The 5,015-nt window shown below is 71.1% G+C and carries 5 protein-coding genes; 4 read left to right on the top strand and 1 reads right to left on the bottom strand.

Going from position 1 to position 5,015, the window contains the following annotated elements:
- The coding region (locus tag B072_RS44655; protein ID WP_018534224.1) for an AAA family ATPase at positions 1–2,432 on the top strand (2,432 nt) is incomplete at its 5' end.
- A gap of 208 nt (positions 2,433–2,640) precedes the next feature.
- On the opposite strand, the gene B072_RS48420 is transcribed toward B072_RS44655, so the two are convergent.
- Positions 2,641–2,916, bottom strand: coding sequence for a hypothetical protein (locus B072_RS48420; protein WP_158689275.1), 276 nt, complete (start codon positions 2,914–2,916; stop codon positions 2,641–2,643).
- A gap of 17 nt (positions 2,917–2,933) precedes the next feature.
- On the opposite strand from B072_RS48420, the gene B072_RS48415 reads away from it, so the two are divergent.
- The 3 genes from B072_RS48415 to B072_RS49460 all read left to right on the top strand — a co-directional run bounded on the left by B072_RS48415 (position 2,934) and on the right by B072_RS49460 (position 4,841).
- The gene (locus B072_RS48415) at positions 2,934–3,134 is read left to right on the top strand and encodes a hypothetical protein (RefSeq protein ID WP_158689274.1); all 201 of its coding nucleotides are present in this window, start codon (positions 2,934–2,936) and stop codon (positions 3,132–3,134) included.
- A 208-nt stretch (positions 3,135–3,342) separates the two neighbouring features.
- Complete coding sequence (locus tag B072_RS0132850; protein WP_018534222.1) at positions 3,343–3,918, top strand: hypothetical protein; 576 nt, start codon at positions 3,343–3,345, stop codon at positions 3,916–3,918.
- Entirely contained in the window at positions 3,915–4,841 is a 927-nt protein-coding gene (locus B072_RS49460) for a recombinase family protein (RefSeq protein ID WP_018534221.1), read from the top strand. Before B072_RS0132850 ends, B072_RS49460 begins: the two co-directional genes overlap by 4 nt.
- Positions 4,842–5,015 lie beyond the last annotated feature (174 nt).

The raw sequence follows: 5,015 nt of genomic DNA, 5'->3' as shown, positions 1-5,015 counted from the left end.
TCGAGCTGTCCGCCGAGCAGCGCGCGGCGGTGACCCGGATCCTCACCGCAGGGCACGGCATCGAGGCCCTGGTCGGCGTCGCCGGAGCGGGCAAGAGCACCCTGATGGAGGCGTGCCGGATCGCGTGGGACGCCACCGGCACCACGTACGCCGGCGCGACGCTCGCCGCGGCCGCCGCAAAGAACCTCACCGACGCGTCCGGCATCGAGGCGCGCACCGTGGCGGCCTGGCTGAAGCAGATCGAGGACGGCGACGGGCTGCGCGGCATCGACGTCCTGGTCGTCGACGAGTCCGCGATGGTCGACGACCGCGCGGCCGCGGCGCTGATGACGGAGGCCGCGCGCACCGGCACGAAGGTCGTCGCGATCGGCGACCATCTCCAGCTGCAGGCGGTCGGGCCGGGCGGCTGGTTCCGCGAGACCCACACGCTGGTCGGCGGCCTCACGCTCACCGAGAACCGCCGCCAGGAGGACGCAGCCGAGCGGGCCGCGCTGGAGGTCTGGCGCACCGGGGACCACGAGCGCGCCCTGACGATGCTCGCCGAGGGCGGGCGCCTGCACGCCGCCGAGACCGCCGACGAGGCGCGCTCTCAGATCCTGATGGCCTGGGACGAACTGCGGTCGCAGGAGTGGATGGACCCGCACGACCTGATCGAGAACATCGTGGTCCTCGCGGCGAAGAACAGCGACGTGCACGCCCTCAACCTCGGCGCGCAGCAGATCCGCCGGGTCGCCGGCGAACTCGGCGAGGAGTACACGTACGCGCTGCCCGGCGGCGACACCCTCACGCTCGCCGTGGGCGACGTCGTGCGGGTGCGGGAGAACGACTACCGGTCCCGGCGCGGCGAGGGCCCCGACATGCTCAACGGCTACCGGGCGGTGGTCACCTCGATGCGCCCCGACCACAGCGTCGAGATCACCTGGAAGGTGAAGGACGCGCACGCCGACGAGGGCTTCCGCTACGAGTCGGGCTGGGTGAAGGCCGACAAGGTCGCCAGCGGCGCCCTGACCCTCGGCTACTCCATGACGATCGCCGCGAGCCAGGGCCTGACCACTGACACGAGCCTGATGTACGGGCACGGCGCGAACGCCTTCGCCACGTACCCGGGCATCACCCGGGCTCGCAAGCAGAACCACCTGTGGTTGCCCCTGGCGGTCCTCGAGGACGAGGAGACCCGCGTCCGTCTCGGTAGCGCGCGCAGCGAGAAGGAGCTCCTGGAACGCTCGATCGCCTCGTTCGCGCAGTTCCTGCGCCAGTCCCGGCCCGACAGCATGGTCTCCGACCTGATGCCCGAGCCGCCGGAGCCCGCGCCGCTCCCCAAGCAACGCGACCTGGCCGCCGAGGAAGCGCAGGCGGAAGCGGATCGCAGGCTGACCCAGTCGAGGATGGCCGCGGCCGCGCGGGCGAAGTCCACCATCCGCCGCCCCTCCCCAGCCGATCAGGCGCAGAGCGAGGCCCTGCGCAAGGACGAGCCGGAGCTTCTGGAGAAGCACCTGCAGAGGCTCCGGCAGATGCGCGAGGAGCGCGAGGTCGAGCCCTGGACGTCGCGCACGTACGGAAGGATCAGCGACGCCGAGCTGAATCGGACGATCGAGCGCAACGCGCGCCATGCCAGGGACCAGGACGCGGCCGCCGACGAGACCGAGGCCCGCCTCACCGAGCTCGTCGACCGCATCGACCAGGCCAAGGCCGAGGACACCACTCCAGGACAGCAGTGGGCCGCGGCCGCGATCGGGCTGGTCGACGCCGCCGAGAAGTCGCTGACCGCGGTCTACACCGCGCTGGACACCGCGACCGCCGAGAAGCGGACCGCCGAGCAGCGCACCGAGTGGCTCGCCGAGATCAGCAAGACCGACAAGAAGTCCACGCTCAGCGTGTGGATGTCGGGCAACACCCGCAAGGGCCAGAAGAAGCTCACCGACCAGATCACCGCACAGCGAGCCGTGGCCTGGCAGGAGCACAGCCGGGCCGCCGTCGCCGCGAAGGTGACCCTCCAGGAGGCGTGGGATCTGCTGCGCCACAGCAAGTTCGCCGAGCCCCTCAAGGCGAACAAGCCGGTGCCCGGCGACGTCGACAAGGTCGCCGAGCAGCTCACCGAGATGCGCAAGCTCGCCCAGACCCACGGCCACAGCATCGACGTCCGCAACGGCCAGCGGGTCGGCTACCTGCAGAAGGAAGCAGCCGCCCAACGGCGGGAGGCCGCCTCGTTCCGCAGCAGCGTCGCCGACGCGCGCACCGAGAAGCAGCAGCGTCAGATCATCGCCGAGAAGTTCCCCCGCCTCCACGAGCAGGAGAGCACCGCCCGCGCCAAGGGCCTCCAGGAGCAGCAGGCCAGGGCAGCCGAGCGAGGCCGCGGCTATACCGCCAACGCGAGCCGGTACGAGCCGCCGGCGCCCACCCGGTCGAGGGGCGGGCCGAGCATGGGCCGCTAGCGCCAGCGATTCGGCCTGCGGGAATGCTGGCGTTTCCGCAGACGGCGGGAGGTCGCATCCTGGGTCGCGCTCCGGGGCTCATCCTGGGTCTCCTCCTCGGTCGCGCCCTGAGTCGCATCGCTCTCTCCCGCCGAAGGCCGCGCTATCGGGCGCTGACCTGCTGGACAAGGGGGTCCGAACAAAGCTCCCGGAGCGCCGACTACTTCCCTCAGCCGTTGTGTGCACGGAGTCGACGGCCGGGAAGTTCGTCCGCGACCCTGCACAGCAGGCTCAACGGGGCGCCGTACGCCACCGTGCGGGCTTGTTGGGCGCTCGGCGCATCAGGCACCCACGAGCGGCCCGCCAGGGCCGGGAGGGCCCGGTGGCCGCTGGTGGCCTTCGCCGGCCCCCAGACCCCCGCTCCGGTCGGCGTCACCCGGCGCGAACCGGTGTCGCCGTGGTGGCCCGCCATCCGCGCCAGGCGACGCCGCCCTGTGCTGACCACCTCCGTACGATGCTCGCGTGACAGCATCCCGCCGCACTCTCGGCACCGGCCCCACAGCACGCATTCAGGCTTCGCAGGCCGACCTGGAGGTGCTCCCCTCCGTGAATCTGCCGGACGTCGCGGAGCTCCGTGCACGCGGTGTCCTCGGCGGCCAGAAGCCGACCGGTTCGACCGCGCGACGCGTCCTCGGCTCAGGCCGGATCGGCGACACCCCCTGATCCAATCCACCAGGGGGGCGGAAACGGTCGATTGTCCCTCCCTTCGCCGATCCATTGGGCCGAATCACCCACATGGGTGAAAACAGGCGCAATCCGGGGTTGCGATCCAATGGATTCCAATCCGTAGTTGCGCCTCCCCTTTTCGCCCCCCTAGGGTGTTCATCGACCGCCGGATGCCGCCATGGCCCGGCCCACCGAGGGGACACCCATGTCATCCGACCCGGAGTCGACGCCCACCCCCAAGCAGGAGGGGCAGCTCGCCGCCACGATCGCGGCACACCCGATGCTCGACAGCGTCGGCGCCCTCACCGCTCTGCTCGCCCAGCTCCCGCCCGAGATGGCGCTGAAGCTCGACGAGCACGTGCGCGCGGACCCCTCCGAGCGCGATCAGGTCTACACGGTGACCCCGCGCCTGGTCGGCATGGTCTCCGGCATCGGCACCGAGACCGCGCACATGACGCCCGGCCTGGAACTCGGCACGGTGTACGTGCCCGCTGACGGCGAGGAGGACGTCCAGGCGGCCGCGGCCGTCCGTCGTCACCTGCCGCCGTTCGACACTCTCGCCCGCGCCGAGGACCGGATCGACGACGGCAACCTGCGCGAGGGCCTGAAGGACTTGTCGGCCGTGCTGCAGAACATCGCGCTGCTCTTGGAGGAGACCGCGCCGAAGTGGCTGGCCCGCGGGGATGAGGCCGCCGAGTCGCTGCGGGTCGAGGCCGGGCGGATCGCGCACGCCGCCGACCGCGTCACCCAGCTCGCCGAGACGGTGGAGGTGCCGGAGTGACCGACCGGCTGTATCTGCGGCACTCGACGGACAAGCAGACCAATGCCCGTCAGCTTCACGCACTCGCCGAGCTGCTGAAGGCCGGTGCCCCGAAGTACGAGGACCCGGCGACGTCGTCGCGGGTGTACGCGGTGCGCCGGGCCGGGTTCCGGGAGCTGCTCGACGAGTCGGCGGTCGGTGACACGGTGAGGATCGCGGACGCCGCCCGGCTGTTCCGCTCGACGAAGGACGTCATCCAGATCAGGGAGGTCCTGCAGCGGCGTGGGCTGCACCTGCGGATCGCGACGGGCGCGTGGTCGGGCTTCGACCTGGCGGCCGACGACCCACAGACGAAGCTGTTCGTGACGATGCTCGCCGGGGTCCTGGAGTTCCAGCGGGACATGATCAGCGAGAACACGAAGGAAGGCGTCGCCGCCGCCGAGGCATCCGGCAAGACCCTGGGTCGTCCGTCCGCGCTCAGCGAGGCCGACGTCACCGCGGTGGTGAAGGCGTACACCGAGGAAGGCTCCGCGGTGAAGGCGCTCGCCCGGGAGCACGGGGTGGATCCGAAGACGATCCGCCGCGTGCTTGACATGAACGGCGCGCGCAGCGTCGTCGACCAGCTCCTGGAGGACGAGGTGCCTGGCGACGTCGCCGAGCCGGAGCCGGTTGTCGACGTCGATCCGGTGATGGCCATCGACATGCCGGGGCTGCTCGGTGAACTCCTTGAGCACAGTGGTTCCGAGGAGATCCGGGCCGCTCTGCGGGACGCTCCGCTAGTTCGCCGGGGTCAGGGGCACTCGATGCGGGTGACCGCTCCTCTGTCGCTGCACCGGCTGATGCTCGACCAGGCCGCCCCTCAGCAGGGATCGGTGACCCCGGCCCGCCGCAAGGCTCACGGTGTGTACGCGAGCCGTGTCGCCGCGGCCGCGCCTGACCTCTGAGTCCTCCTCAGCGCCCCGATCGTCTGTCCGGCGATCGGGGCGCTGAGGTTTCTGGACTTTCTGGACCGCTCTACGCGTGCGCACGCGTAGGGACCGCTCAAAACGCTCGAAACTCCGGACGTAACCAGCCAGGATGAGGCCCGTTGGAACCTCGTGGGGCCGGTTCACCGTGGT

It is taken from the genome of Streptomyces sp. HmicA12 (assembly GCF_000373565.1).
Classification (GTDB): domain Bacteria; phylum Actinomycetota; class Actinomycetes; order Streptomycetales; family Streptomycetaceae; genus Streptomyces.
Note: the sequence above shows the minus strand (reverse complement) of the source record. Positions and strands in the feature narration are given on the sequence as shown.

What these genes read in the sequence shown, in the direction of transcription:
- B072_RS0132850 (WP_018534222.1), top strand. Translation starts at nt 3,343, where the DNA reads ATGTCATCCGACCCGGAGTCGACGCCCACCCCCAAGCAGGAGGGGCAG.